General features: G+C 64.6%; 19 protein-coding genes and 1 tRNA gene. 10 read left to right on the top strand and 10 right to left on the bottom strand.

The features are described from left to right. Nucleotides 1–7 precede the first annotated feature (7 nt). On the top strand, nt 8–856 hold the full coding sequence (gene aguB / locus CAF53_RS15050) for an N-carbamoylputrescine amidase (protein WP_100238500.1): 849 nt from the start codon (nt 8–10) through the stop codon (nt 854–856). 48 nt (nt 857–904) lie between these two features. Beyond that, on the top strand, nt 905–1,195 hold the full coding sequence (locus tag CAF53_RS15045; RefSeq protein ID WP_046762741.1) for an antibiotic biosynthesis monooxygenase family protein: 291 nt from the start codon (nt 905–907) through the stop codon (nt 1,193–1,195). On the opposite strand, the gene CAF53_RS15040 is transcribed toward CAF53_RS15045, so the two are convergent. Then, complete coding sequence (locus tag CAF53_RS15040) at nt 1,185–1,838, bottom strand: uracil-DNA glycosylase (protein ID WP_046762740.1); 654 nt, start codon at nt 1,836–1,838, stop codon at nt 1,185–1,187. The genes CAF53_RS15045 and CAF53_RS15040 overlap by 11 nt on opposite strands. Before the next feature lie 23 nt (nt 1,839–1,861). Here CAF53_RS15040 and folK point away from each other — a divergent pair, with 23 nt between their 5' ends. The 3 genes from folK (at nt 1,862) to CAF53_RS15025 (ending at nt 3,212) form a co-directional block, all read left to right on the top strand. Further along, nucleotides 1,862–2,374 carry a 2-amino-4-hydroxy-6-hydroxymethyldihydropteridine diphosphokinase gene (gene folK / locus CAF53_RS15035; protein WP_100238843.1) on the top strand — a complete coding sequence of 171 codons (513 nt, stop codon included), beginning with the start codon at nt 1,862–1,864 and terminating at the stop codon, nt 2,372–2,374. Between the two features lie 45 nt (nt 2,375–2,419). After that, a tRNA-Lys gene (locus tag CAF53_RS15030) sits at nt 2,420–2,495 on the top strand. Between the two features lie 429 nt (nt 2,496–2,924). After that, on the top strand, nt 2,925–3,212 hold the full coding sequence (locus CAF53_RS15025) for a DUF5818 domain-containing protein (RefSeq protein WP_197707424.1): 288 nt from the start codon (nt 2,925–2,927) through the stop codon (nt 3,210–3,212). Here CAF53_RS15025 and CAF53_RS29035 read toward each other — a convergent pair. From CAF53_RS29035 to CAF53_RS15015, 3 genes are all read right to left on the bottom strand, one after another. Beyond that, nucleotides 3,202–3,327 (bottom strand): hypothetical protein, encoded by a 126-nt coding sequence (locus tag CAF53_RS29035; protein WP_269748661.1) that lies wholly within the window; start codon nt 3,325–3,327, stop codon nt 3,202–3,204. The genes CAF53_RS15025 and CAF53_RS29035 overlap by 11 nt on opposite strands. A gap of 139 nt (nt 3,328–3,466) precedes the next feature. Then, a complete protein-coding gene (locus CAF53_RS15020; RefSeq protein WP_046765735.1) occupies nt 3,467–4,690 on the bottom strand; it encodes a dipeptidase in 1,224 nt (407 codons plus the stop codon). Continuing rightward, complete coding sequence (locus tag CAF53_RS15015) at nt 4,690–7,056, bottom strand: TonB-dependent receptor (RefSeq protein WP_100238499.1); 2,367 nt, start codon at nt 7,054–7,056, stop codon at nt 4,690–4,692. The genes CAF53_RS15020 and CAF53_RS15015 overlap by 1 nt, the downstream gene beginning before the upstream one ends. Before the next feature lie 559 nt (nt 7,057–7,615). Between CAF53_RS15015 and CAF53_RS15010 the strand changes: the two genes are divergently transcribed. Then, complete coding sequence (locus CAF53_RS15010; RefSeq protein WP_046765733.1) at nt 7,616–7,945, top strand: UrcA family protein; 330 nt, start codon at nt 7,616–7,618, stop codon at nt 7,943–7,945. A 21-nt stretch (nt 7,946–7,966) separates the two neighbouring features. Here the strand turns inward: CAF53_RS15010 and glgX are convergent, their stop codons facing one another. From glgX to CAF53_RS14980, 6 genes are all read right to left on the bottom strand, one after another. After that, nucleotides 7,967–9,847, bottom strand: a complete 1,881-nt coding sequence (gene glgX, locus CAF53_RS15005; protein WP_100238498.1) for a glycogen debranching protein GlgX — start codon at nt 9,845–9,847, stop codon at nt 7,967–7,969. Next, nucleotides 9,844–11,286: a glycogen synthase GlgA gene (glgA, locus tag CAF53_RS15000; protein WP_100238842.1), complete on the bottom strand. Its 1,443-nt coding sequence runs from the start codon at nt 11,284–11,286 to the stop codon at nt 9,844–9,846. Before glgA ends, glgX begins: the two co-directional genes overlap by 4 nt. 20 nt (nt 11,287–11,306) lie before the next feature. Further along, nucleotides 11,307–12,566, bottom strand: coding sequence for a glucose-1-phosphate adenylyltransferase (gene glgC / locus CAF53_RS14995; protein WP_046765808.1), 1,260 nt, complete (start codon nt 12,564–12,566; stop codon nt 11,307–11,309). A gap of 26 nt (nt 12,567–12,592) precedes the next feature. Continuing rightward, entirely contained in the window at nt 12,593–14,770 is a 2,178-nt protein-coding gene (gene glgB / locus CAF53_RS14990) for a 1,4-alpha-glucan branching protein GlgB (RefSeq protein WP_100238497.1), read from the bottom strand. Nucleotides 14,771–14,788: 18 nt separating this feature from the next. After that, nucleotides 14,789–17,257 (bottom strand): glycogen/starch/alpha-glucan phosphorylase, encoded by a 2,469-nt coding sequence (locus tag CAF53_RS14985; RefSeq protein WP_046765730.1) that lies wholly within the window; start codon nt 17,255–17,257, stop codon nt 14,789–14,791. A gap of 88 nt (nt 17,258–17,345) precedes the next feature. Next, nucleotides 17,346–18,557, bottom strand: coding sequence for a serine hydrolase domain-containing protein (locus CAF53_RS14980; RefSeq protein WP_100238496.1), 1,212 nt, complete (start codon nt 18,555–18,557; stop codon nt 17,346–17,348). 144 nt (nt 18,558–18,701) lie between these two features. On the opposite strand from CAF53_RS14980, the gene CAF53_RS14975 reads away from it, so the two are divergent. From CAF53_RS14975 to CAF53_RS14960, 4 genes are all read left to right on the top strand, one after another. Then, the gene (locus CAF53_RS14975) at nt 18,702–19,214 is read left to right on the top strand and encodes an RNA polymerase sigma factor (RefSeq protein ID WP_046765728.1); all 513 of its coding nucleotides are present in this window, start codon (nt 18,702–18,704) and stop codon (nt 19,212–19,214) included. A gap of 55 nt (nt 19,215–19,269) precedes the next feature. Beyond that, nucleotides 19,270–20,211 carry a FecR domain-containing protein gene (locus tag CAF53_RS14970; protein ID WP_100238495.1) on the top strand — a complete coding sequence of 314 codons (942 nt, stop codon included), beginning with the start codon at nt 19,270–19,272 and terminating at the stop codon, nt 20,209–20,211. Then, entirely contained in the window at nt 20,195–22,624 is a 2,430-nt protein-coding gene (locus CAF53_RS14965; protein ID WP_100238494.1) for a TonB-dependent receptor, read from the top strand. Before CAF53_RS14970 ends, CAF53_RS14965 begins: the two co-directional genes overlap by 17 nt. A gap of 102 nt (nt 22,625–22,726) precedes the next feature. Beyond that, nucleotides 22,727–25,936, top strand: coding sequence for an autotransporter outer membrane beta-barrel domain-containing protein (locus tag CAF53_RS14960; RefSeq protein ID WP_100238493.1), 3,210 nt, complete (start codon nt 22,727–22,729; stop codon nt 25,934–25,936). The last annotated feature ends 63 nt before the right edge of the window (nt 25,937–25,999 follow it).

Here is a 25,999-nt window from a genome sequence, read left to right as displayed (position 1 = left end):
GTTATCGATGACCAAAATCACCGTCGCCGCGCTCCAGCTCGCCTTTTCCGACGACCGGGCGGACAATATCGCCATGGTCGCGGGCCATGTCGTGAAAGCGGCCGCGCGGGGCGCGAAGATCGTCCTGCCGCCCGAACTGTTCGAAGGCCCCTATTTCTGCAAGGTCGAGGATGAGGCTCTGTTCGCGGGCGCCCTGCCGCTCGACGAGCATCCCGCCGTGCAGGAAATGCGCAAGGTGGCGAAGGCGGAAGGCGTCTATATTCCGACCAGCTTCTTCGAGCGCGACGGGCATCATTATTACAACTCGCTCGCCATGATCGACGATGAGGGCGAGATCATGGGCGTCTATCGCAAGAGCCATATTCCCGACGGGCCGGGCTATGAGGAGAAATATTATTTCCGCCCCGGCAATACGGGCTTCAAGGTGTGGCCGACGAAGTTCGGCACCATCGGCGTCGGCATATGCTGGGACCAATGGTATCCCGAAACCGCCCGGGTGATGGCGCTGATGGGGGCGGAGATGCTGTTCTATCCGACGGCCATCGGTTCCGAGCCCTATGATGCGGACCTCGACACCAGCCGCATGTGGCGCCGCGCGATGATCGGCCATGCCGTCAGCAACTGCATGCCGGTAATCGCCGCGAACCGGATCGGCGAGGAGGACGGGCAGAAATTCTACGGCCACAGCTTCATTACCGACCAGTGGGGCGATTTCGCCGCGGAGGCCGATGCGAAGGACCATGGCGCGCTGGTCGCCACGCTGGACCTGGAGCAGGCCAGGACGCATCGCGCGGGCATGGGCTTCTTCCGCGACCGGCGGCCGGAACTTTATGCGCGGATCGCCCAAGATATCTGACAGGCAGCACATCTGATAAGCAGGACATCCGATGACAGGAGAGAGACGATGACCGTTGCCCGCCACTATATCATGCACGCGAAGGAAGGCATGGACGCGACGCTGGAAACCGCCCTGCGCGCGATAGCCGATGCGGTTCGCCCCCTGCCCGGCTGCGAAGGCGTGGAGATGCTGCGGGACCTAGGCAATGAACGCCGCTTCGTCCTCATCGAGCGATGGGCCGATGTCGACGCGCACAAGGCGGCGGGCGCGATGCTGGACAAGGGGCTGATCGCGCCGATGATGGCGGCGCTCGACGGACCGCCGGACGGGGCCTATCTCGACTATCTCATCCGCTGATCGCCAGCGCCCGGGCGAAGACGGCCTCGAACATCTCGGCCGTCAATCGCCCGCTATTCTGGTTGTAGCGCGAGCAGTGATAGCTATCGATCACGATCCGGCCATCGGGCATGCGATGCTCGGCCAGATGGGCGAAGCGGGCCTTGGGCAGCTTGCCGCCCAGCGCCTTGACCGCTGACTGGTGCGCGATCTGGCCCAGGGCGATGAAGACGCGGGCATGGGGAAGCGCCGCCACCGCGGGTTTCAGGAAAGCCCGGCAATTGCGGATTTCCTCCGGCAGCGGCTTGTTCTGCGGCGGCAGGCATTTGACCGCATTGACGATGATGATGTCGCGCAGCGTCAGGCCGTCATCGGGCCGGGCCTCGTAGGTTCCCTCCGTCAGGCCGAATTTGCCGAGCGTGGCGAACAGCAGGTCGCCGGCGAAATCGCCGGTAAAGGGGCGGCCGGTGCGATTGGCGCCCTGCTTGCCGGGCGCGAGGCCGACGATCGCGATCCTGCCCATCGGATCGCCAAAGGACGGGACCGGCGCATTCCACCATCCGGGATGCTCGGCCCGGCACTCCGCGCGCAGGGCGACCAGGCGGGGGCAGAGCTGGCAATCATGGGGCGGCTCTGTATGCGGGATGGGGCTTTCCAGCGTCATGAGGACCCGATAGGCGCAGCATGATGGGGAAGACAAGCACTCGTCACCTTTATGCGCTTGCGCTGGGATCGAACCGGCCGCTGTCGGCACGACGCACGCCTGCACGGCTGCTGGGGGAGGCTGTGGCCGGGATCGCCGCCTTGGGAAACATCCGGGCGGTCGCTCCCCTGCTGACGACGCCGCCCATGGGGCCTTCCCGGCGGGTTTTCGCCAATGGCGCGCTGTTGCTGGAGAGCATCTTGCCGCCGGATGCGATGCTGCGGCGCTTGCAGGACATCGAAAGGCAATTGGGCCGGCGGCGGTTCCGGCGATGGGGGGCGCGGAGTGTCGATATCGACATCATCCTCTGGTCCGGAGGGCGCTGGAACAACCGGTCGCTGCATATCCCCCATCCCGCTTTCCGGGAGCGCGCCTTCGTGCTGACACCGCTTGCCGCGATCGCGCCGGACTGGCGCGATCCCGTTTCCGGGCACTGCGTCCGGCATTTGCGGAGCCGCCTGCAAAAAGCGACACCAATAATGCGTTCAGGTGGTTGACCAGCCGCATCGTCGCCACTAGTGCGTGCGAACCTCAGGACATGAGGGCCCTTAGCTCAGTCGGTAGAGCAACTGACTTTTAATCAGTAGGTCGCTGGTTCGAATCCAGCAGGGCTCACCATATATCTCAGCCACTTACCGAAGTCGTCTTTCGCTACCGTCCGAAAAAGACGGTAATTCGGACGGTGCGGCAATGATCGCATGTCGGTTTTGCCGTTTCGGCGCACGCTCCCTTTTTTGTTGGATTTCTGCGCCTTTGCGCTCGCTCGGACGGAATGTGTTGCCTCCGCCCTCTCCTTGGCCGATAGAGACCTCGGAGCCGCCACGCACGGTTCTGGGGCTTAGTAACCCCGAATAGCCGGTTGGACTGTCCGTTGCAGCCCACACATCCCTGACCCTATGGTCGGGGAGCCTGCGACGCATGTCCAGGGCTCTCCAGCCTAAAGGTCGTAGGGACCGAGCTATCGGTTTACTAACTCCCCGATCGCCAAGGGATCAGATGTGAAGCCATGCGGGGGCGCACCGCACCGGCTTTGTAGGGAGATGTGGAATGCCGAGGGGTACCCGCCATATCGTCACCGGCATTTTAAACTGGGACGAGCGCAACCGTCTTCATGTCCTGACCGTGGAGGGCGGCGGCTATTGGTTCCTTGATATGCCCCTTTTCCGCCGAACCGGGCACCTGATCGGCCATGAAGTTACCGCGGAAGGCATCCGATCAGATTTCAACCTGTTGGACGTTGATCGCATTTGGCGGGCAGACAAACCGCGACCGTCGCGAATCCTCGAACGCTTGCGGGCGTTTTACACGCCCCATATGGAACGCCTCAGGTCTTGACGGTGAACGCCCCGCTGTCGGAAACGCAGCTTTCCTGCCGGATTTGCTCGAGGCGCTGACGGATATAGCGCCGACGATTGAGCGCACGCAATGCGCGCCTGACCAATTTAGCCACGACCCTCTCCCTTATTTTGCGGGAAATCTAGCAGCGGCTTTCATCATGACAATATATCGTTGGATGAACGAAACGATCAGCGCCACGCCCGCCCGCATGCCTCGCACATGGGGGCAGGCGACGCGCTGTACACGGCCTCCTATTTCCCCTTTGCGGCTTCCGCGGCAGCCAGTATCCGCAGGACATTGCCCGACCAGATCTTCTGTACATCCGCCTCGCTATACCCTGCCTTCAGCAAGGCAGCCGTGATCTTGGGCAGGTCGAGCACATCCTCCAGGCCGACGACGCCGCCGCCGCCGTCCCAATCGGCGCCGATGCCCACATGGTCGGGGCCCACCACCTTCAGGGCATGGAGCATATGGGCCATGAAATCGTCGAAGGTCGCCCGGTCCGTCTCGGGATAGAGCCGGTCGATCTCCTGCCGCTTCGCCAGCAGTTCGGCGCGTTTTTCCGGAGACAATTTGGCGTCCTCGCGCAACTGGCCGAACAGCGCCTGCAACGCTTGCTGCCGTTGCGGATTGGGCTTCGACGCACGCAGATAGGCGCCAAAGGCGTTTATCTGGATCACCCCACCCTTGGCCGCCAGCGCCTTCAGATGATCGTCGTCGATGTTGCGGGGATGGTCGTAGACCGCCTTGCAACCCGAATGGGTCAGCAGGACCGGCGAGGTGGAAAGCGCCAGCAGATCGTCCAGCACCTGATCGCTGCTGTGCGACGCGTCCGGCACGATGCCGAGCCGGTTCATCTCCTTCAGCAATTCCTTGCCCAGCGGGCTGAGGCCGCCATAGCGCGGCTTCTTCGACGGATCGGTGGAGCTGTCGGCGAACTGGTTGTGCGCGAAATGGGCAAAGCCCGACACCCGCACGCCCATGTCGTAGAAGGTCTTGAGCAGCGACACGTCCTCGCCCAGCGGATAGGCGTTCTCGATCGACATATAGACGACCCGCTTGCCCGACGCCGCGATCGGCGCGGCATCCTTCGCCTCCAGCGCCAGCGTGAAATTGGCCGGGTCCGCCGCCACCATCTCGCGGATCGAGACGCCGCGCAGCAGCGCGAAGTCGCGCGATTTGCGGAATCCCTCCTCCGTCAGGGGCCCCTGCGGCGTGTAGATCGCAAAGAAACCGCCGTCGAGGCCGCCCTTCTTCATGCGAGGCAGGTCGACCTGGGTATAGTCGGTGTGGACGCCATGCTCCTCCTCGATCGACCAGCCGGGCAGGTCGAGCGAGGCGGGCGTGTCGAGATGGCTGTCGAGCGTCAACAATCTCTGGTGAAGCTGGTAGACCTTCTTCGGCACCTCCTGCGCCTGTGCCGCGGCGGGGAGCAGCGCGACCCACGCTGCCCCCATCATCAGTGTCAATCGCATCAAATCTCGCCCGAAATAGTGAACTGGAACGTGCGCGGCGAAAGCGGCCGGAAGAAGCCGTCGCCCGTCACCGAGGAGGAGATGTAGGACAATCTGTCCTTGTCGAAAAGATTGTCGATATTGAAGCGCGCCTTGACGCTCTTGACCGGGCCGAAGCTCCAGCCGTCGCCGATGTCGACATAGGCGTTGAACACGGTGAAGCCCGGTACGCTCGACCCCGCCTGATTGGTGAAGGTCGACCAGCGCTTGCCGGTATATTTGCCCGATATGTTGGCGACCAGCCAGCTTGCCGGTTCGATCGTCACGCCGCCGCTGACGATCCATTTGGCGCTGTCGGGAATATATTTGTCCGCGATCAGGATGGGCGTGGCGGCCGGAATGTCGTCCTGGAACTTGGCATTGTTGTAGGTGACGTTGAGGTTGCCATAGGCCAGCCCGTTCAGGAAAGACGGCTTGTAGGTGCCGCTGAATTCCGCACCATAGGAGCGCACCCGCCCGACATTCTGATAGAAGGTCTCGGTCGCCGCGCCGCCGCTGCCGGGCAGGATCGTCGTGATCGACTGGATGCGGTTCTTGAACTTGGTGTAGAAGCCCGCGAGCGAGGCGTAGAGTTGCCCCTGATTGGTGCGGATGCCGATTTCCATATTCTGCGAGCGTTCGGCATCCGGCTGCGGCACGCGCAGGCCGCCGGGACGGATGACGGAGTAGATGTCGTCCATCCCCTTGGGCAGCGCCATATTCTCGGCATAGGAGGCGAAGACCTGCGTGCGCTCGTCGATCTTGTAGAGCAGGCCCGCCATCGGCAGGAACATGTCCTTGTAATGGGCGGTATTGATGCTCTGGCCATAGCCCGGACGCGCCACGCCGCCGACCATCCGGTAATAATCGTCGAAGTCGCGATAGCCGTTATAGCGATAGTCGAGCATCAACCCCTTGAAGCCGAAGTCCAGCACCAGCCGCTCATCCGCCAGCTTCAACGTGTCCTTCAGGAAGATCTGCATCGTGTCGCGCTTCGAACGATAGTCGCGGCGCAGATAGACGAGTTCATTGAGATTGGGCGCGCTGTCGGGCGCACCATCGACCGTGTTGTAGCGGGCCTGGGTGCGGTGATATTTGTCGACTTCCGCCCAGACGCCCGCCTCGACCGTGTTGGCGCCCATTTCCCAGTGCAGCTTGGTGGTGATGCCGTAGCGGTCGCCGCCCACGCCGGACCGGCCGAACTCGATCCCCTTGGGCCGCGTGACCGGCAGGCCGACCGCGACCTCGGCATTGTAGCGGGTCAGGGAGTTGGAATAGGTGTCGGGCGACACGCCGTAACCGCCCTTGTCCTCCCAATAGAGCGTCGATTCAGCCCACACGCCGTCCGCGATGCCCGCATGGAAGGTGGCGCCGTAGAGCTTGTCCTTCCGCACGTTGATGGCGAGGTTGTAGACCTGTGCATAATTGGCGTTGGAATAATAGACGCCTGCGGTCGTCGGCGCGAAGCCGGGCGTCGTGTTCGGCACATTTTCTATATAGGCGAAATCGCGACCGCAGGCGCCGACCACGCTTTTCACCGTGCAATTATATTGGGCGCGGGAAATGGTGGGCGAATCATAGTCGAAGAAATCGTTCGACACGAATTTGAACCGCGCCCAGCTGTCGCCGCCCAGATCGGCGTGGATCTGCCCTTCCCAATGTTCGCGATCGACCGATCCCGGGCCGCGCCACAGGTCGCTGTTCAGCTTGGTGCGGCTGACATAGGCCTTGAACGGGCCGACCCGTCCGGTGCTGGCACGGATGAAGGTGCGCTTCATGCCGAAATCGCCGAAGCTCTGCGACACGAACAGGCCCATCTCGTCCTGCGGCGCGATGCTGTTATACTGCACCACCGGCCCCAGCGTCGAATAGCTGGGCAAGCCGACATCGCCAGCGCCGACCGCGGCCTCCACCACGCCCAGATTTTCATTGTCGACATAGCGGAACACCGGGCTGCCGCCGAAGGCGTCGCTGCGCCCGGTCGGGATGCCATCGACCACGAAACCGATCTGGTCCAGGTTGAAGGCGCGGGTCTGGACGCTGTTGCCGAATTCATAGAGGCCGAGCGCGCCGTCGGTCTGCACGTTGAAGCCGGGCAACTGCTCCAGCATCTTCAGGCCCGAAATGCCCGACGGCGCCGACAGCAGCGCTTCGCGCGTGATCGCGACGACGTTGCTGACCTTGTCCTCGCCGATTGCCTCTGCCGATTGAGAGATGCGGCGCCCGGTGACGGTGATCGTGCCGGCGTCTTCCGTATCCGGCTCCTGGGCCCAGGCATGGGACGATACAGCGCCGATGCAGCAGGAAAGCAGCAAGGCGGCACGACGAACGGATGAGAAATTCTGCATAAACGGTCCCCTATTTGCCCCTTTCGGGGTCATGGGCCCTTCAGGCAGGAACCATGTGCACAGCACGCGGCACCGCATCTCTCCACAAGACAATCAGGCCAGGCGCATCCCCACGCCCAGCCGGTTCCTCAGTTTTCTTGTGAAACGAAATGACCGCGAAAATCCGCCATTGGCCAATGCATGATTCTCAATCCGTAACGATTTATTCTTGATCGATCAGGATGTCGGGCGCGGCGATCAAAGCAGCGCCTTCACCACAAGTGCCGCGCAGCACCACAGGTCGATCGACAGCAGCAGCCCGAAGGCAATGCCCATCATGGCTGGCGGCTTGATGGAGTCATTCATCGCCCCTCTCCAATTCTTGCTGGAAGATGAACGGCTTAACCGGCAATCTGGTTCCCTGTGCATTCTGGCGCATTCCTCTCCCGGCGCCTGCGGTCATCCCGGAAGGCGGCACGCGTTGAAAAAAGGAGATGGAATCTCCACTTCACAGTAGCGCCGGCGGCCCCGCCGGCACCGGAGGATCGGCCAAAGGCCGAACCCGATACAGGAGGATGCCATGCCCGATTTTCCTCGCCCCGCCAGGGCCGTGCTTCTCGTCGCCTTGGCAAGCACTACCCTGCCCTCATTGGCTCATGCCGATACCGGCATCATGGTGGCATATGATGCCGCCAGCGGAACGGTGACGCGATCCGTGGCCGTGGAAACGGCGGACCTTCCACTTTCCAGTGCGGATGGACGCGCGGCGCTTGATCGAAGGATCATGATCGCGGCCCGGCAGGCCTGTGGCTATGAAGGCATGAACGGCTTGCGGCAGCCCGCCGATTTCAAGCGTTGTTTGAGCAAGGCGCGAACCGATGCCATGAACGCCGCGGCATTGCGTAACTGATCCCTTTCACGCGAATAACGGCTAAGCCGTCGCCTGATCCGCCGGGATGGGTAGGACCGTCCGGGCCGGGACGCTGACCCCACCGAAGGATCGGGGCCGATCGTCACCGTTGACGAAAATGGCAAGGCCCGATCGGCGGAACCGCATGGCCAGGCAGCGACGGTCCGGATCTTCCCATTGCGCGACGGTCAGGGGTTGCCCTTGTTCATCGAGCCATTCGACGTCCCCCGGGGTCAGCCAGCCCACATCCTGAAGGTCCGGTTGCGACGCCCGCAGGGCCGCCAGCGCGAAGGCATAGGCTTCCATCTCCCGGTCGCGTCCGGTCCAATCGACCCAGCCGATCGCATTGTCCTGCGCATAGGCATTGTTGTTCCCCTGCTGCGAGCGGCCGAACTCGTCCCCAGCCGTCAGCATGATCGTGCCGCGCGAGCAGAACAGGGTGCCCAGCAAGGCCTTGATGTCCCGGCGCCGCGCGGCCTGGATCGCCGGATTGGCGCTCGCCCCCTCGACGCCGTTGTTCCAACTGAAATTCTCGCCATGGCCGTCGCGGTTCTGCTCGCCATTGGCTTCATTGTGGCGGTGCGCATAGGCCGTCACATCGGCCAGCGTGAAACCGTCATGGGCGGCCAGGAAATTGACGGTGCGGGTCCTGGAGCCTTCGCCGAATATGTCCGAAGACCCCGCAAGGCGCGTCGCCAGCGAGCCCAGCGTGCAGCGGTCGCCGCGCCAGAAACGCCGCAGATCGTCGCGATAGCGATCATTCCATTCCAGCCAGCCCTCATCGAAACGGCCGAGTTGATAACCGCCGGGGCCGATATCCCATGGCTCCGCGATCAGTATCCGGTCGGAAAGCAACGGGTCCGCGCGCATCGCTTGCAGCAGCGGCGCCTCTGGATCGAAGCCCGTCGGCAAGCGTCCCAGCGCTGGGGCGAGATCGAAGCGAAAACCGTCCACCCCCGCCGCGCTCACGAAATGACGGAGCGAGTCCAGGATGAGCCTTTGGGTGAGCGGATGGTTGCAGTCGATGCTGTTCCCCGTTCCCATATCGTTGATCAGGCGGCCATCGGGCTCATGCCGGAAATAGCTCCGGGCATCGAGGCCGCGCAGCGACAATGTCGGGCCCCACGCATCGCTTTCCCCGTCATGATTATAGACCATGTCGAGGATCACACCGATCCCCGCCTCATGCAGTGCCGCCACCGCACCGCGCAGTTCCGCCATGCCGCCGGGCGCCAGCCGGGGATCGAGCGCGAACCAGCCGACCGGATTATAGCCCCAGGCGTTGCGCAGGCCGAGCGGCCCCAGATGCCGCTCATCGATCCAGGCGTTCACCGGCATCAGTTCGACGGCCGACACATGCAGGCGGCGCAGATGGTCGATCACCGCGGGATGACCCAGCGCCGCGATCGTCCCGCGCTGCGTTTCGGGAATGTCGGGATGCAGCATGGTGAAGCCGCGGACCTGCACTTCGTAGATCAGCCCGCCGGGACGAAATAATGGCGGCGCGACGGCGACAGGCGGAAGCGGCGCCGTCACCACGCCCTTGGGCATCAGCGGGGCGGTATCGGCGCCCTCTCCTCGCGGCGCGGCGAGAGCGGGATCGTAAACGAATGCCCGGTCGATCGCCGCAGCATAGGGATCGAGCAGCAATTTGTCGGGATCGAACCACAGCCCCGCGCCGGGATCATAGGCTCCGTCCGCCCGAATGCCGTAACGCGTGCCCTCGCCCGCACCCGGCACGTCCAGGGACCAGGCATGCTTGCCGTCCCGCGCCATCGGCAGGCGGGTCTCGCGATCTTCCGCATCGAACAGGCATAGCCAAAGCCGGTCCGCATCGGGCGAATGGACGTGGAAACGGGTTCCCTGCGCGTGGATTTCGGGGCCCAGCGCGTGCCGGCTCATACCGCCTCTTGCACGAGCGCCCGGAACAGTTCGGCATAGCGCGCCGCACTGTGGGTCCAGGAAAAGTCGGCGCGCATGCCCGACCGCTGCATCGCCTGCCAATCGGGCCTTGAGGCGTGCAGCCGGATGGTCCGTGCAATCGCGCCATGCAGCGCCAGCGGATCGGACGGCGCAAAGACCAGGCCGGTCGCCACGCCCGCACCGACCGCTGCCTCATTGGCGTCGATCACCGTATCGGCCAGGCCACCGACCCGCGCCACCACCGGCACGCAGCCATAGCGCAACCCGTAAAGCTGCGTCAGCCCGCAAGGCTCGAAGCGCGACGGGATCAGGATCGCGTCGCCGCCCGCCTGCATCAGATGAGATAGCGGCTCGTCATAACCGATCTGCGCGCCCACCCGCCCGCGATGCCGGTCCGCCGCCGCCAGGAATGCGCCCTCCAGCGGATGATCGCCCGATCCCAGCACGGCCAGCTTGCCGCCCAGCCCGACGAGGTGGTCGATGGCGCCCATCACCATATCCATGCCCTTCTGCCAGGTCAGGCGGCTGACGATGATGAAGAGCGGCGCATCGTCGCGATCCAGGCCGAAATGCGCCTCCAGCGCGCGGCGGTTCGCGGTGCGTCCGCCAAGCGCCCTCGCGCTATATCGCCGCGCCAGCAGCGGATCGGTCGCCGGGTCCCAGATCGCCGTGTCGACGCCGTTCAATATGCCATGCAGCCGGTCGGCGCGGCCGTTGATCAGCCCGTCCAGCCCCATGCCATGGACGGGCGAGCGGATTTCGTCGGCATAGGTCGGGCTGACCGTGGTGATCGCGTCGGCGGATACCAGGCCTGCCTTCAGAAAGCCGGTGCCGCCATAATATTCGACGCCATCCACGCCCCAGGCTTCGGGCGGCAGGCCCAGATGCGGAAAGATATCCGCGCCGAACCGGCCCTGAAAAGCCAGGTTGTGGATCGTCACCACCCTGGGCACGGCATGAGCGGGACCAAAGCGCATATAGGCGGCGGTCATCGCCCCCTGCCAGTCATGGGCATGGACCAGATCCGGCCGCCAGCCCTTTATCCCCTGGGCGGCGATGTCGGCACCCACGCGGGACAAAGCGGCAAAGCGCTTCCAATTGTCGGTCCAGTCCCGGCCGCCCGCGTCGCCATAGGGTCCGCCCTCGCGCGCGAAGAAATCGGGCGCGTCCAGCACCAGCAGGTCAAGCTCCCCTGCCTTCCCGGCCAGGACCGTGGCCGGCACGCCGAACAGCGCGTCATAGCGCCGCACCGCCTTCGCCTTGCCCAGCCGCGCAAGCACCGAAGGATAGCCCGGCACCAGCGTCCGCACGGCGACATCATGACCCGCCAGCGCGCCGGGCAATGCGCCCGCCACATCGGCCAGCCCGCCGGTCTTGATCAGCGGATAGATTTCGGACGCGACCGAAAGCAGTTGCATCGAAGCCGTCTTGCCCAAGATCAGTCCACCAGCCGTTCGATCATATATTGGGTGATCAGCGTCACGCCGCTGTCGGTGCGGCGGAAACGCCGCGCATCATGGTCGGGATGCTCGCCCACGATCAGCCCCGGCGGGATGATGACGCCCGAATCCAGCACGCATTTGTGCAACCGCGCCCCGCGCCCGATCACGCAGTCGGGCATGACGACGCTTTCGGTGACGGAAGAGAAGCTGTGCGTCCGCACGCCCGAAAAGAGCAGGCTGCGATGCAATGACGATCCCGACACGATGCAACCGCCCGCCACCAGCGACGATGTCGCGGAACCGCGCCGTCCTTCCTCATTATGCACGAATTTCGCGGGCGGCGTGACTTCGGAATAGGTCCAGAGCGGCCAGCTCCGGTCATACAGGTCAAGCGAGGGCACCACGTCGGTCAGGTCGATATTCGCCTGCCAATAGGCATCGATCGTGCCGACGTCCCGCCAATAGGGCACCGGCTCGCTTTCCGCGCGCACGCAACTGTTGGAAAAGCGATGGGCGACGGCTTTGCCATGCTTGACGATATGGGGGATGATGTCGCCGCCGAAATCGCGATGGCTTGCCGGGTCGTCGGCATCGCGGCGCAGTTCCTCGATCAGGAAAGCCGTGCGGAACACGTAGATGCCCATCGATGCCAGCGCCATGCCGGGATTGCCCGGTATATGCGGCGGCTTTTTCGGCTTTTCGACGAAGGCGGTGATCACGTCCTGCTCATCCACATGCATGACGCCAAAGCCGCTGGCTTCCGCAACCGGCACCTCCATGCAGCCGACGGTGACATCCGCGCCACTGTCGACATGCTGCTGGAGCATCAGCTCATAGTCCATCTTGTAGACATGATCGCCCGCCAGAATGACCATATATTCCGGCGCATAGCTTTCTATGATGTCGACATTCTGGAACACGGCATCGGCCGTGCCCTCATACCATTGGCTTTCGGACACGCGCTGGCTGGCGGGCAGGATGTCGAAACTTTCATTGCGTTCGGGCCGCAGGAAGTTCCAGCCGCGCTGGAGGTGACGGATCAGCGAGTGGGCCTTGTACTGGGTGGCGACGCCGATGCGGCGGATGCCGCTGTTGAGGGCATTGGAGAGGGCAAAGTCGATGATCCGCGCCTTGCCGCCGAAATGCACGGCGGGCTTGGCGCGCCGGTCGGTCAGTTCCGCAAGCCGGCTGCCGCGCCCGCCCGCCAGCACATAGGCCATGGCGTCACGCGCAATCGGCTGGTTTCCCGGTGGCATCGGCATTCCTCTCCTTCAACTTCGGCTTAATAGTCCAGTTCGAGCATCAGCGTGCCGAAGGGCGGAATGGTGACATGCGCCCATCCCTCCTCATCGGCGGTGACGATCCCCATATTCCCCGCGCCGCTGCCGCCATATTCGGATGCGTCGCTGTTCATGACCTCGCGCCAGCGTCCGCCCGAGGGAAGGCGCATCCGGTAGCCATGGCGCAGCAGCGGCGTGAAATGGCTGATGACGACGATGGGCGCCGCGCCCGGTGCCCGCCGGACCCAAGCGAAGACGGAGTCCCCGGCCGCGTCGACCAGCACCCATTCGAACCCCTCCGCCTCGCAGTCGCGCGCATGCAACGCCGGACGGGAACGGTAGAGGCGGTTGAGATCGCTCACCAGCAACTGCACCCCCCGGTGCGGCTTGTGATCGAGCAGGTGCCAGTCCAGCGCCCGCGCCTCGCTCCATTCCTCGCGCTGGGCGAATTCCTGGCCCATGAACAGCAGCTTCTTGCCGGGATAGCCCCACATCATCGCGTAATAGGCCCGCAGGCAGGCGAATTTCTGCCAATCGTCCCCGGCCATCTTGTGCAGCAACGACGATTTGCCGTGCACCACCTCGTCATGGCTCAATGCCAGCACGAAATTCTCGGTAAAGGCGTAGAGCAGGCCGAAGGTGATGTCGTCATGATGATGGGCGCGGTGCACCGGATCGCGCGCCAGATAGCGCAGCGTGTCGTGCATGAAGCCCATATTCCATTTGAAGCCGAAGCCCAGCCCCCCTTCATGGACAGGGTGCGAAACCTTGGGCCAACTCGTTGACTCTTCGGCTATCGTCATGACGCCGCGATGGGTGCCGTAGAGCGCCCTGTTCATCTGCTGGAGGAACTCCACCGCCTCCACATTTTCCCGTCCGCCATGCTTGTTGGGAATCCATTCCCCATCCTTGCGGGAATAATCGAGATAGAGCATCGAGGCGACGGCATCGACGCGCAGCCCGTCGACATGATAGCGCTCGGCCCAGAAGAGCGCGTTGTTGACCAGATATTGTGCCACCTCGCGCCGGCCGAAATTGTAGATCGCCGTGTTCCAGTCGGGGTGGAAGCCCTTGCGCGGGTCTTCATGTTCGTAAAGCGCCGTGCCGTCGAAGCGGGCAAGCCCATGGGCATCGGTCGGAAAATGCGCCGGCACCCAATCGAGGATGACGCCCAACCCCGCCCGATGGGCGCCGTCGACGAAGCGCGCGAACCCCGCCGGATCGCCGAAACGCGCCGTCGGCGCATAAAGGCCGGTGGTCTGGTATCCCCAGCTCGGGTCATAGGGAAATTCGCTGATCGGCAGGAATTCGATATGGGTGAAGCCCATGCCGACCGCATAGGGGATCAGCCGGTTGGCCAGCGCATCCCAGTGCAGGAAACTCCCATCCTCGTCGCATTGCCACGACCCGGCATGGACTTCGTAGATGGCAATCGGCTCGCGGCGCGGATCGGCCTTTTCCCAATAAGCGCGGTGATGCTGATCGCCCCACTCATGGTCGGGCTTCGCCGCCACGATGGAGGCCGTGGAGGGCCGCAATTCCGACTGGAAGGCGAAGGGGTCGGCCTTCAACGGCAGGACGGCGCCGTCCGGTCCCACGATCTCGAACTTGTAGGGGCTGCCCGCGCCGACTTCGGGCAGGAAGATTTCCCATATCCCGGCATCCTGCCGCCGCCGCATCGCTCCCCTGCGCCCGTCCCAGCGATTGAAATCGCCCACCACCGACACGCGCCGGGCATTGGGTGCCCAGACGGCAAAATGCGTGCCTTCAACGCCTTCATGGGTGATGGGATGCGCGCCCATCTTGTCGAACAAGCGCGCGTGAGACCCTTCGGCGAAATAATGATCGTCCATCGGCCCCAGCACCGGCCCGAAGCTGTAGGGATCGATCAGCGTATATGCGCCGCCATCGGCATAGGTCGCATGATAGCGCAGCGGCTGCGCCTTGCGGATCGACAGCTTGCCGAAGAACAGCCCGGCGGGATCGACCTGCGCCAGCGTCCCGACCGCCTTGCCGTCCAGCCTGTGCGCCGTGACGCTGACCGCTTCGGGCAGGAAAAGGCAGGCGGTAAAGCCCCCTTTCCCCCCGGACGCATCCGCCGGGTGGACGCCCAGCGTCGCAAAGGGATCATCCTCCCGCCCCTCCAGCAGCCGGCTGATCTGTTCCGGCGTCAATGCCACCCTAATTCCGGCCTCCGCTCAAACCGACAGCTTCCAGATGTCCGCCGCATATTCCCTGATCGTGCGGTCGGACGAGAACCATCCCATGCGCGCGACATTGTGGATCGCCATCTTCGCCCATAGCGCCTGATCGCGCCACATCGCGTCCACCCGCCGCTGAGCGGAGGAATAGCTGTCGAAATCGGCCGCCACCATGAACCAGTCATGATCATAGATACCCTGCACCAAATCCCGGTAACGCCCCGGATCGTCCGGCGAGAAGACCCCGCTGGCAATAGCGTCCAGCGCCTGTCCCAGTTCCCGGCTCTGAGCGATGACATCGCGCGGATGATATCCCTGCGCGCGCCGCTCGTTCACCTGGGCGGCGGTCAGGCCGAAGATCACGATATTCTCCTCGCCCACATGGTCGCGCATCTCGACATTGGCGCCGTCGAGCGTACCGATGGTGAGCGCGCCGTTGACCGCGAACTTCATGTTGCCGGTCCCCGACGCCTCCATGCCGGCCGTCGAAATCTGCTCCGACAGGTCCGCCGCCGGGATCATGACCTCGGCCAGCGACACATTGTAATTGGGCACGAACTGCACCTTGAGCAGCCCCTGCACCGCCGGGTCATGATTGACCGCCCGCGCCACGTCACCCGCCAGTTTGATGATCAGCTTGGCATTGTGATAGCTCGGCGCCGCCTTGCCGCCGAACAGCTTGACGCGCGGCACCCAGTCCTTTTCCGGATGCGAGCGGATCTGGTCGTAGAGCGACACCGCCTCGATGATGTTGAGCAATTGCCGCTTATATTCATGGATGCGCTTGATCTGGATGTCGAACAGCGCGGCGGGATCGATCCGCGCATTCACCCGCTGACGCAGCAGGTCGGCCAGCGCGACCTTGTTGCCGCGCTTCACCGCCAGGAATTTCTCCTGGAAGGCGCTGTCGTCGGCGAAGCGATCGAGGTCGCGCAAAGCCTCCGGATCGTCCATGAAACGGTCGCCGATCGCCTCGCGGATCAGCTCGAACAACCCGTGGTTGCACTGCATCAGCCAGCGGCGGAAGGTGACGCCATTGGTCTTGTTGTTGATCCGCGCCGGATAGAGCCGGTGGAAATCGGCGAACACCGTCTCCTTCATGAGTTCGGTATGCAGCGCCGACACGCCGTTGACGCTGTGCGACCCGGCAAAGGCCAGATTGCCCATGCGCACGCGCCGCTCGCCGCCTTCGTCGATCAGGGAAATCGTGCCGATCGACCGGTCGTCGAACTGGCCCGACCGCCGCGCCTCGCCCAGCAACCGGCTGTTCACCGCATAGACGATCTGCATGTGCCGGGGCAGCATGCGCTCGAACAGCGGCACCGGCCAGCTTTCCAGCGCTTCGGGCAGCAGCGTGTGGTTGGTGTAGCTGAACGTCCGCCGGGTCATGTCCCAGGCTTCGTCGAAATCCAGGCCATGATGATCGAGCAATATCCGCATCAACTCCGCCACCGCGACGGCGGGATGGGTATCGTTGAGCTGGATCGCCGCCTTGTCGGGCAGGGTGCGGATATCGCCGAAATATTGAATGTGGCGCCGGACGATGTCCTGCAAGGAAGCCGAGGAGAAGAAATATTCCTGCCGCAGCCGCAATTCCTGTCCCGCAGGCGAACTGTCGGCCGGATAAAGCACCCGCGTCAGCGCCTCGGCCCGGTTGCTCTCGGTCAGCGCCCCCAGATGGTCGCCCGCATTGAAGCGATCGAGCAGGATCGGGTCGATCGGCTGCGCTTCCCAGAGGCGCAGCGTATTGACCCGCTTGCCCCGCCAGCCCGCGATCGGCGTGTCATAGGGCGTGGCGATCACCCGCTCGGCGGGCCGCCAGCGCATCTGGTGCGGCCCGGCATCCGCGCTTTCCGACGGATCGACGCGGCCGCCGAAACCGATCTCATAGCTCGCCTCGCGCCGCTCGAATTCCCAGGGGTTGCCGTGGGTCAGCCAGGTTTCGGGCAGTTCCACCTGCCAACCGTCCGAAATCTCCTGCCGGAACATGCCGTTCACATAACGGATGCCATAGCCATAGGCGGGCACGTCGACCGTCGCCATGCTCTCCATGAAACAGGCCGCCAGCCGCCCCAGGCCGCCATTGCCCAGCGCCGCATCCGGTTCCAGCGCGGCGATGATGTCGATATCGACACCCAGCGAACTCAGCGCCGCCTGCATGTCGTCCAGCATTTCCATGTTGGACGCCGCATCGCGCATCAGGCGGCCGATCAGGAATTCCAGGCTCAGATAATAGACCCTGCGCCCCTGCTCCTCATAGGTTTTCTGGGTGGAGTTGATCCACGCATCGATCACCCGGTCGCGAATGGCGAGGATGACGGCGTGCAGCCAGTCATGGGGTTTCGCCGCCTCCGCATTCTTGCCGATGCGATAGGTCAGCCGCTCGACGATCTCATGGGCAAGGACCTGCGGATCGACCTGCCGGGGAGCGGGCTTGGGAAGAGTGGGTTGGCCTTTGAGGTTCATGGCGCGTGCCCCTTTTGCCGTGCGTTCGGCAGGGATGATTGCATGCCCCCTGCCCCTCGCCAACAGCAAATTTTGCAGCGCAACAAATTTAATCGGGATTTCCCCGCCTGTCGACGATCGCATCGCGAATGCCGCGCCGCAATTCCCCCCGCACCGGATAGATGCTCGACGGGAAATGCTGGGTCATGAAGATGCCGATCAACCGCTCCACCGGGTCGATGAAGAAGAAGGTGGAGAACACCCCGCCCCAATAATATTCCTGCGTCACAAGATCAGTCGCAAAGCCGAGCCCGAAGCCGACCCCGGCATAGTCCGCCTCGCTGAACATGGAGGAGGACAGGCTGGAAAGGTCCTTGCCCCCCGGCAGGTGGTTGGCGTGCATCGCCGCCACTGTCTCCGCCTTCAGCAACCGCACGCCGTCCAATTCCCCGCCACGCAGGAGCATCCGGGCGAAGCGGTGATAGTCCGCCATGCAGGACACCAGTCCGCCGCCGCCGGAACGCAGTGTCAATGGCCTGCGCCAGCCGCTGCGTGCGCCCCGCTCGTAAAGCGAAAGCGTGCGATCCGGGCCGAGTTGCCAGGCGTCGGTCATCCGCTCGACACGATCCTCCGGCAGTTCGAAGAAACTGTCGGCCATGCCCAGCGGATCGAAGATATGTTCCCGGAAAAAGCGCTCCAGATCGAGGCCGCTCAGGCGCTCCACCACCACGCCCAGCACGTCGGTCGACACCGAATAATTCCACCGCTCTCCCGGCGAAAATTCCAGCGGCAGCGAGGCGAGTGCGGCAATGAACTCATCGGGACTGCGCTTTTGCTGGAATTCGTCGAGGCCAAGATCCCGGTAACGCGCGTCGATCGCGGTCTGCCGCTGCAAACCATAAGTGAGGCCGGACGTGTGCCGCAGCAGGTCGATCATCAGCATCGGCCGCTGCATCCGTCCCTTGCCGTCCGCGCCGACAGCCAGGCCGGCAAATTCCGGCAGCACCTTCGCCACCGGATCGTCCAGCGCAACCAGCCCCTGTTCGACCAGCATCATGAACGCCACCGAGGTCACGGGCTTGGTCATGGAGGCGATGCGATAGAGCGCGTCCCCCGCCAGCGGTTCACCCGTCGCCCGGGCCAAGCCGCTGCGAACCGCAAGGAGCGGCTGCTCATCACGCGACACCAGCAACTGCATATGCGGCAGCTTGCCGGGCGCGACATAGGTTTCGTGAACGAAATCGGCCAACGCCTGCAATTTCCCGGCATCCATGCCTGCTGTCCGCGCCGCCGCTGCGTCCACCTGCCCTGTAAGCTGCATCGATCCTCCTGCCGGCCTGCCCTCCGGCCCTAGAACAGGCATGGGCGTCCTGTAAATGCCACGCTCCTTCCGCTGCTTGCCCGTTGCAACACCTCCATCGGCCCTTTATGGCAACCGCCTGATCCCATTGGACGCACGTTCTTCATGGCTACCGGCCTCTCCGCCATCTTCCTGAACAACCGCCCCGCCCTGCTGCGTTTCCTGCGCGCACGCGGCGCGGGCGACGAGTCCGAGGACCTGTTGCAGGACATGTGGATGAAGCTGGAGGAGAAGGATCTCGGCCCGATCGCCGACCCGCTGCCCTATCTCTATCGCATGGCGAACAATCTGATGCTGGACCGCTATCGTTCCGCCACCCGGCGCGGGCGGCGGGAACAGGATTGGGCGGAAGGTGCGGGCGGCGTGATGGCCGATCCGTCAGAAGACATCGCGATAGACGAGCGGCTGATCCTGGCCGAGAAGCTGGATGAGGCCCGCGCCGTCCTGCAATCGCTGGGGCCGCGCGTCGAACTGGTCTTCCGCCGCTTCCGCCTGGAGGGGGTGGGCCAGAGGTTGATCGCGGAGGAACTGGGCGTCAGCCTGACCACGGTGGAGAAGGATCTGCAAAAGGCCTATCGTGCCATGATCGCCCTCAAGCAGAAAATGGATACGGAATGAGACGGGCGGCGGCGTCTGGCTCAGATGAGGGGCTGACATGAACAGGGCTGTAGCCATGATGAATGAGGAGGCACTCGGATGGGTCATCCGCACGCGCGATCCTGAATTTGCCGATTGGGAAGCCTTCACCGGATGGCTGGAGGCTGATCCGGCGCATGCGGCCGTCTACGACGCCCTGATGGCGGCCGACGCCGATCTGGCGGAGATCGTCCCGGCCGAGCCCGTCTCCATCGCCGTGCCTGCCAATGATGCCGGGCCGCGCGGTTGGAAGCCGATGCGCTGGCCCAAATTCGCGATGGCGGGCGGCGCGGTCGCGGCGGCCTTGGCCGGGGTGGTTTCGTTGCACCTCATGAACCGGCCGGACATCTACACCGTCACGACCCGTCCCGGCGAAACCCGTACCGTCGCGCTGGATGATGGCACACGCGTCGAATTGAATGGCGGCACGACCATGCGCTTCGACCGCCGTGACGCGCGCTTTGCGGCGCTCGACGGCGGCGAGGCGGCCTTCACCGTCCGTCATGACGCCGCCAATCCGTTCCGCGTGACCGTGGGCGAGGCGGTGTTCGAGGATGCGGGCACCGTCTTCAACATCGTGCATAGCGGCAGCATGACGCGGATCGGCGTGTCCGAAGGCGAGGTGATCTACAATCCGAAGGCGGAGGCGATCGCCCTGCCTGCGGGCCGCGCCCTGACCCACGACGAAAGCGGCCTGCGCGTCATGGATATCGCCACGGATAGCGTCGCAAGCTGGCGACAGGGCCGCCTGACCTACGCCAATGCCCCGGTCGCGCAGATCAGCGGCGATATCGCCCGGTCGCTGGGGGTCAAGCTGGACGCCACGCCAGGCGCGGGCGCGATGCGCTTTACCGGCACGATCCGCCTGGACCGCGATCCCGTGCGTTTCTTTGGCCAGGCCGCGCCACTGATGGGGCTGCGCGCCGTCCGGCAGGGAGATGTCTGGCTGTTGAAGGAGGGGGATGGCCCGCCACGCTGACGTCCTTTTCGTCACCGCCCTCGCCATAGTGGCCGCTTCGCCCGTGCGGGCGGCGGAAAGACAGAATATCAGCATCGCCCCCGGACGGCTGGGCGAGGCGGCGATCGCGCTCGGCCGCCAGACCGGCGCCAGCATCGGCATGTCGGACCAGTCGCTGGCCGGAATCGCCACCCCCGCCGTTCATGGCCGCCTGTCGGTGGAGGGCGCGCTCAAGCGCTTGCTCAGGGGCAGCGGCGCCGCCATCCGGCGGATCGACGGCAACACCTATCGGATCGTCCGGGCGCATGCGGTGCATGAACAGCGGCGCATCGCCGTCGCCGCGCCCACGTCGGAGATCGAGCAGGAACCCGCCGAAATCATCGTCACCGCCTCCAAGCGCGACACTCCCCTGCCCCGCTATGCCGGGATGGTGGATGCGGTCGGTGACAACGGCTTCACAGCCGCGGAGGCGGCGGGCGGGACTGCCAGCCTGATCTTCCGCGTGGCGAGCCTCAGTTCCACCCATGCGGGCGCTGGGCGGAACAAGCTGTTCATCCGCGCCATCGCCGATAGCGGGGTCGCAGGGCCGACGCAGGCGACGACCGGCCAGTATCTGGGCGACATGCGCCTCAACTATGCCGCACCGGATCCGGACCTGAAGCTCTACGACATGCAGGGCATCGAGGTGCTGGAGGGGCCGCAGGGCACGCTCTATGGCGCCGGTTCGCTGGGCGGGATCGTGCGCATGATCCCCAATGCACCCAATCTGGGGCGTGCGGGGGGACAGATTTCCGCGGGATTGGGCGCGACGCAGCACGGCGATCCGAGCGGCGATCTGGCCGCGACGATCAACCTCCCCATCATATCGGAAAAGATCGCACTGCGCGTCGTCGGCTATGGCGTGCAGGATGGCGGCTATATCGACGATGTCCTGCGCCGCAGGAATGACGTCAACCGCACCCGCACCTATGGCGGCCGGGCAGCATTGCGTTTCGCGCCGGACGAGAATTGGACCATCGACCTCACCGGCGTCTACCAGCGGATCAAGGGCGACGATGCCCAATATGCCGCCAAGCTGATCGGGGATCTGAAACGCGCCTCCGCGGTGGCCCAGCCCTATTCGTCCGACTATGCGCTCGCCAACCTGCGGATCGAGCGACAATGGGACGATCTGCGTTTCGTGTCCTCGACCGGCTTTGTGCGCAATATCCTGTCGGAAAGCTACGATGCCACGCCGCCCGGCGGCCCGGCAGCGCTGTTCCGGCAAAGGAACAAGGTCGACATCTTCTCCACCGAAAACCGCATCGTCCGCGACCTGGACAATGGCCTGGGCTGGATATTGGGCGCCTCCTATCTGGAAAGCACGTCGGATATCCGGCGGTCGCTGACCTCCTATGGCACGCCACCCATCGAGACACAGGTCATTCCCGGCGTGCCGATGTACGGGCGCGGCTTGCCTGCATCCTCGACCGGCGTCCACAACCGCATCCGTGAGGCGACGCTGTTTGGCGAAGCCTCCTTCGAACCCGTCACGGGCCTGATCGCCACGATCGGCGGACGGCTGACCAACAGCCGCCTGAGCGGCGAGGCGCTCGATCCGATCGCCTTCCTGTCCGTCGCCGCCATCGCCAGGGCAGAGGCGCAGGCGAACCGGAACGAGACGATCTTCCTCCCGTCCCTCTCGCTCCTCACCGACGCCTTGCCGGGCATGACGCTCTATGCCCGTTTCCAGCAGGGATTCCGCCCCGGCGGGCTTGCGGTGGACGACCAGCATATCCAGCGCTTCCGCAACGACCGCGCCTCGACGCTGGAACTGGGTTTCCGCAAGGGCGTGCCCGGCGTCGATCCGGTCGCGCTGACCGGCAATGTCGCCTATACCAGGTGGAGGGACATCCAGGCCGACGTCACCGACCGTATCGGCATCCCGACCACCGCCAATATCGGCGACGGGCGCATCTATACGGTGGAGGGACGGGTCGCCGTTCGCCCTGTGCCGCGTCTGACACTGGACGGCAGCATCATCTTCAACGACAGCCGCCTCAGCCGTCCGACCCAGTTCGTGCGGATGCTCTCCTATGAGGGGCAGACGCTCGCCCTGCCCAACGTCGCCAATTGGGGCGGGCGGATCGGCTTCGACTATCGGGCGCCGGTGGGTGGCGATATGCGGTTCCACCTCAGCGGATCGGCGCGCTATGTCGGCAAGTCGCGGCTGGGCGTGGGGCCGATATTGGGACGCGAACAGGGCGATTATGTCGACACCGCGCTCAGCGCCAGCCTGTCGCGCGGGGCCGTGCAATGGTCGCTGTCGCTCTCCAACCTGCTCGACAGCAGCGGCAACCGCTTCTCGCTCGGCACGCCCTTCGACCTGCGCGGCGATTATGTGACGCCGCTGCGGCCGCGAACCGTGCGGCTGGGGCTGGATTTCGCCTTCTGATCCTGCATCGCATTATTTTTTACTGACGGAACGGGCGCTTGGGCGCCGTCTCCGCCGCATGCGCGCTCATCGAAAAGAGGCGCGGCACGCAGAGGAGACATCATGCGAAATCTACTGGCCTGCACGGCCATTGCTCCCGTTCTGGTCGCCCTGACGGTGGTCGATGCGGCGGCGGAAACCACCATCGGCTCGTCCACCACCACCGCCGTCAAGACCTCCACCGCCGCCAATGGTGCCGCCGACGACATCACCGTCAGTTCCGCCGGTTCGATCACCCTGACCAGCGGCACCGCCATCACCCAGGACAGCAACAACAAGGTCGGCAACGCCGGTACGCTCAAGATATCGGATGCGGACGGCGCGACCGGCATCCTGTCCACCGCGGGCAGAAGCGGCAACATCACCCATAGCGGCACCATCACGCTGGATGAAAATTATACCGCCACCGACAGCGACAATGACGGCGACATCGACGGCCCCTTCGCCAAGGGGACGGGCCGCAATGGCATCTGGGTCCAGTCGGGCGGCGTGCATAGCGGCAACATCGACAGCAGCGGCACCATCACGATCGAAGGCAACCAGTCCGCCGGCGTCCGGATCGACGGCCCGCTGGTGGGCAATCTTTCGACCAGCGGCGGCACCAGCGTCCTGGGCGACAATGGCCATGGCGTCATCGCCAATGGCGTGACCGGCAACGTCACCATCCGCGGGACGACCACCGTGGTCGGTGCCAACAGCGTCGGCGTGGCATTGCAGGGCGATGTGACCGGCGCGGTCAAGATCCAGGGCTCCGTGACCAGCACCGGCTATCGTTCGACCACGCGGCCGACCGACACGTCGAAACTGGACAGCGACGACCTGTTGCAAGGCGGGTCGGCGGTGACGATCGCGGGCAATGTCACCGGCGGGATCATCTTCGACATCCCTCCCACGCTCGACAGCACCAAGCCCGACGTCGACAATGACGGCCTGACGGACAGCACCGAAGGTTCGGCGGCGATCATCACCTATGGCGCGGCACCATCGGTCCAGATCGGATCCGCCACGGCGGACACGGTCATCGGCGCGGTCGCGGCGGAAAGCTCCGGCTATGGCCTGATCGTCAAGGGCGCCATCGCGGGCTATGGCGTTTATAACGGCGTGAACGCCAACGGCCTGGTCGTCGGCGGCCTGGGCGGCGATGTGGCGTTGACCAAGGGCATGCTGATCACGGGAACGGTCGGCGCCATATCCTATGACAGCAACGCGACCGCCGTCCGGCTGGGCAGCGGCGCCACGGCAAACACCATCCAGATCAGCGGCACGGTGGGCGCAACCGGTTCGAGCCTCGCCGGCACATCGGCCCGCGCCCTGGTGATCGATACGGGCGCGAGCAGCGGTTCCATCATCAACAGCGGCACCATCTCCGCCACGGCGCTCAGCACGGACAAGGGAGCGGCCACCGCCATCCTCGATTCCTCCGGCACGGTGTCGAGCCTCGCCAACACCGGGGCGATCACGGCCACGGGCGGCAAGGACGGATCGAATATCGCGATCGACATGACCGCCAACAGCGGCGGCGTAACGCTGACCCAGGCATTGGCTTCCGCGACCGCGACCGCGCCGAAGATCATAGGCGACATCCGGCTGGGATCGGGCAACGACGTCGTCACGGTTTCCGCGGGCACGATCACCGGCGACGTCGATCTGGGCGCGGGCAGCAACAGCCTGGCATTGTCCGGTTCGTCCGCGTTGACGGGAGACGTCATCCTGGGCGGCAACGGCTCCAGCCTGAACCTGTCAGGCACGTCCCAGGTCAATGGCGGCGTCGATTTCGGCGGCAGCGCGAGCACTCTCATCCTGTCGGGCACCAGCGCGTTCAACGGCGCGATCAGCAACGCGGCCAACAGCGCGGTGGTCGTGAACGGCGGCACGCTCAATGCCTCCAACACCGGCACGATCGCACTGGCTTCGCTGACCATGGGCGGTTCTTCGGTCATCGGGGTGACGATCGACGCAGCGAACAACAGGAATACGCTGTACGACGTCAGTGGCACCGCGACCTTCGCCAGCGGATCGCAGGTCAAGGCCACCCTCACCAGCGTCACTGGTTCACAAGGCGATTATGTGATCGTCCGCGCCGGATCGCTGACCGGCACGCCCGTCCTCTCCAGCACCACGCTGATCCCCTATATGTTCAGCGGCACGGTGACGGGCAATGCGTCGACCGGCGAGGTCACCTTGTCGATCAAGGCCAAGACGGTCTCCGAACTGGGCCTGACCGGATCGACGGCGCGGGCCTATGACGCGATCTTCCATGCGCTGGACAAGGACAGCGTGATGGCGAAAACCTATCTCGCCATCACGGACGGAGGCACGCTGAAGGCCGATCTGCAACAGATGCTGCCCGACCATGCCGGCGGCACGTTCGAGGCGGTGACGGCCGGTTCGCGCGCCACCGCCCGCATCCTGTCCGATCCGGGCGGCATCTACCGCACGGCCGACGGCCATCTGGGCTTCTGGTTGCAGCAGGTCGCCTTCGGCAGTTCGAAAAGCGTGGGCGACACCGGCTCCTATGACATCAACGGCTGGGGGGCGAGCTTCGGCGCGGAATATCTGACCGGCCTGGGCGCGTTCGGCGGGTCGTTCGCCTATATCCATGGCAGTGATTCCTCAGGCATCACGAACAATGCGGTCGATTCCGACCAGTTCGAACTGGCGGCGCACTGGCGCGGGGATTGGGGGCCGCTGCAAACCTATGCCCGCCTGTCGGCGGCGAAGATCGACTTCAGCGGCAGCCGCCATTTCGAAAGCGGCGACGTCGTCCGCACCGCCAAGGGCGACTGGTCGGGCACGCTCTATTCGGCGACGGCGGGCGGTTCCTACGAGATGCACTTCGACCGCTTCACCCTGCGCCCGGCGGTCGGCATCGATTATTACCGCCTCAAGGAAAAGGGCTATGGCGAAACCGGTGGCGGCGATGCCTTCAACCTGATCGTCGACGGACGCAGCAGCGATGAACTGACCGCCAGCGGCAATGTGACGCTGGGTTATGATTTCGGTAGCCTCAACCGGGATGACGGCTGGATGCGGGTCGAACTGGAAGGCGGACGGCGTCAGATCATCGGCGGTTCGCTAGGCGACACGACGGCGCATTTCACTGGTGGCGAGGACTTCACCCTGATCGCCGACAAGCGGACCAGCGGCTGGACCGGGCGCGCGCGCCTTGTCGGCGGCACCGAAAGTTTCCGCGTGGGCGGCGAATTCGGCGCGGAGCAGCAACAAAATCACGTCGCCATCTCCTTGCGGGCGACGGTTAACTTCATCCTGTGACGTCTTGTCACTGAAGAATTGGCGGGCCACACCCCACAGACCCTCCCGGTCCGCCATTGCGCC

Source organism: Sphingobium sp. LB126 (assembly GCF_002795205.1).
GTDB classification, from domain to species: Bacteria; Pseudomonadota; Alphaproteobacteria; order Sphingomonadales; family Sphingomonadaceae; genus Sphingobium; species Sphingobium chungbukense.
Note: the sequence above shows the minus strand (reverse complement) of the source record. Positions and strands in the feature narration are given on the sequence as shown.

Excerpts from the sequence above, each read along its gene's own strand:
- aguB (WP_100238500.1), top strand. The coding sequence starts at position 8 with ATGACCAAAATCACCGTCGCCGCGCTCCAGCTCGCCTTTTCCGACGAC.
- CAF53_RS15045 (WP_046762741.1), top strand. The coding sequence starts at position 905 with ATGACCGTTGCCCGCCACTATATCATGCACGCGAAGGAAGGCATGGAC.
- CAF53_RS15040 (WP_046762740.1), bottom strand. The coding sequence starts at position 1,838 with ATGACGCTGGAAAGCCCCATCCCGCATACAGAGCCGCCCCATGATTGC.
- folK (WP_100238843.1), top strand. The coding sequence starts at position 1,862 with ATGGGGAAGACAAGCACTCGTCACCTTTATGCGCTTGCGCTGGGATCG.
- CAF53_RS15025 (WP_197707424.1), top strand. The coding sequence starts at position 2,925 with ATGCCGAGGGGTACCCGCCATATCGTCACCGGCATTTTAAACTGGGAC.
- CAF53_RS15020 (WP_046765735.1), bottom strand. The coding sequence starts at position 4,690 with ATGCGATTGACACTGATGATGGGGGCAGCGTGGGTCGCGCTGCTCCCC.
- CAF53_RS15015 (WP_100238499.1), bottom strand. The coding sequence starts at position 7,056 with ATGCAGAATTTCTCATCCGTTCGTCGTGCCGCCTTGCTGCTTTCCTGC.
- CAF53_RS15010 (WP_046765733.1), top strand. The coding sequence starts at position 7,616 with ATGCCCGATTTTCCTCGCCCCGCCAGGGCCGTGCTTCTCGTCGCCTTG.
- glgX (WP_100238498.1), bottom strand. The coding sequence starts at position 9,847 with ATGAGCCGGCACGCGCTGGGCCCCGAAATCCACGCGCAGGGAACCCGT.
- glgA (WP_100238842.1), bottom strand. The coding sequence starts at position 11,286 with ATGCAACTGCTTTCGGTCGCGTCCGAAATCTATCCGCTGATCAAGACC.
- glgC (WP_046765808.1), bottom strand. The coding sequence starts at position 12,566 with ATGCCACCGGGAAACCAGCCGATTGCGCGTGACGCCATGGCCTATGTG.
- CAF53_RS14985 (WP_046765730.1), bottom strand. The coding sequence starts at position 17,257 with ATGAACCTCAAAGGCCAACCCACTCTTCCCAAGCCCGCTCCCCGGCAG.
- CAF53_RS14980 (WP_100238496.1), bottom strand. The coding sequence starts at position 18,557 with ATGCAGCTTACAGGGCAGGTGGACGCAGCGGCGGCGCGGACAGCAGGC.
- CAF53_RS14975 (WP_046765728.1), top strand. The coding sequence starts at position 18,702 with ATGGCTACCGGCCTCTCCGCCATCTTCCTGAACAACCGCCCCGCCCTG.
- CAF53_RS14970 (WP_100238495.1), top strand. The coding sequence starts at position 19,270 with ATGATGAATGAGGAGGCACTCGGATGGGTCATCCGCACGCGCGATCCT.
- CAF53_RS14965 (WP_100238494.1), top strand. The coding sequence starts at position 20,195 with ATGGCCCGCCACGCTGACGTCCTTTTCGTCACCGCCCTCGCCATAGTG.
- CAF53_RS14960 (WP_100238493.1), top strand. The coding sequence starts at position 22,727 with ATGCGAAATCTACTGGCCTGCACGGCCATTGCTCCCGTTCTGGTCGCC.